The 1490-nt window shown below is 39.2% G+C and carries 2 protein-coding genes; both read left to right on the top strand.

What is annotated here, in order from left to right; translation table 11 throughout:
* Positions 1-139: 139 nt before the first annotated feature.
* On the top strand, positions 140-727 hold the full coding sequence (locus F0249_RS19885) for a DUF1294 domain-containing protein (protein WP_171757631.1): 588 nt from the start codon (positions 140-142) through the stop codon (positions 725-727).
* 317 nt (positions 728-1044) lie between these two features.
* Entirely contained in the window at positions 1045-1272 is a 228-nt protein-coding gene (locus F0249_RS19880; protein ID WP_171757630.1) for a hypothetical protein, read from the top strand.
* Positions 1273-1490 lie beyond the last annotated feature (218 nt).

Below are 1490 nucleotides of genomic sequence, written 5' to 3'. Positions count from 1 at the left end.
TGACTCCTAACGCTTGACGATTTTACTTCGATTTGAATTTTGTGTTTACGGCGCAATGGTTTAGTCTAGGTTTTATAGCGTTGTCGCACCTTAATTGGGCGTTAGGCCACGTAGGTTACTTTATCAATAGGAAAAGGTCGTGAAAGGTAAGATTACAGAATGGAATGACTCAAAAGGTTACGGTTTTATATCAGCGTTGAATGGTAATCTGAGAGTTTTTATTCATGCTTCATCAGTGAAAAATAGCAATCATCGACCTAGGTTAAACGATGAAGTAACGTTTGAAGTTAGTGAAGATAATCGTGGGCGATTTAATGCCGTTGATGTAACAATAGAAGGCAAGCAAGCACTTCCTTTGACCGTATTATTTGGTTGTTCATATTTAGTTTTCGCGTGTGCAGCACTTATCGTTTTTGGTCGACCATTATTTATAATTCCACTTTATATCGGTATAAGTCTCATTACGTATGTAATGTTTTCAGTGGACAAAAAAGCAGCTCAAACTGGGCAGTGGAGAACGCCAGAAAATTCACTTCATATGTTATCGTTGTTTGGTGGCTGGCCTGGAGCATTGTTCGCACAAAATCAGCTACGCCATAAATCGAAGAAGCAGCCGTTCAAAGCAATTTTGTGGATCACTATAATCTTAAATATCAGTGCATTTCTTTGGACTTTTACTCCCTCAGGTATCACTTTGATTCAAAGAATATCGAGTGTTTTTTACTAATAGAACAGCGGTTGTACAGTGGCCTAACAAACAATTTAAGAGTGACTCCTAACGCTTAGCGATTTCACTCCGGTTTGAAATTTGTGTTTACGGTGCAATGGTTTAGCTTGGTTTTTATAGCGTTGTCGCACCTTAATTGGGCGTTATGTGCTTATTACGAAAATTCAATAACTTAAGCTCATATAAGCCGAACTTGTGCATAAAATGGCAGTTTTTCATCAAAATTTAGACGCTAGATTTAATCGTGTCATAATAGAAATGTAAGCAGTTAAAAGCCGAAACAAACTTTGTCCCTTTGCGGTGGTTCCCTTAGGCTGATGATGGCAACCTTAATTTACTTACATCCAGAACAAGTAGGCTTTTGGGCTTCATTTGTTCTTTCTGAAATTACAGGTCTTATCACATCTCAACTTGAAGGAGGGTTTCCTATGGTAGTAGAAAAAATTCGTACATTAGTTGCTTTTTTATTCAACAAGTCATCGAAGGTTCTATCATCCCTAGGGATCGACCGCGGTTTTAGGCAGAGCCTACTGACGATTTGGTGAAATCCCAATGAAAACCAAGAAAGTGTGTATCTAAAAGTACGCACATAACAAAGCATTTAAGAGTGATTCGCAACGCTTGCCGTTTTCGCTTCGCTCAAAGTATAGGCAAGCGCCGCTCACATATATGGTCTCCCCCGGTTTTGCAAGTCAGTAGCATAATTAAAAGCGCAGGTTAACTTCCATATATACGGCCTGTTTAAGCGGCTATTGCCTTGGCC

It is taken from the genome of Vibrio sp. 03-59-1 (assembly GCF_013114135.1).
GTDB classification, from domain to species: domain Bacteria; phylum Pseudomonadota; class Gammaproteobacteria; order Enterobacterales; family Vibrionaceae; genus Vibrio; species Vibrio cortegadensis.
The sequence above is the reverse complement of the archived record's forward strand: the minus strand, read 5'-3'. Positions and strand labels throughout refer to the sequence as shown.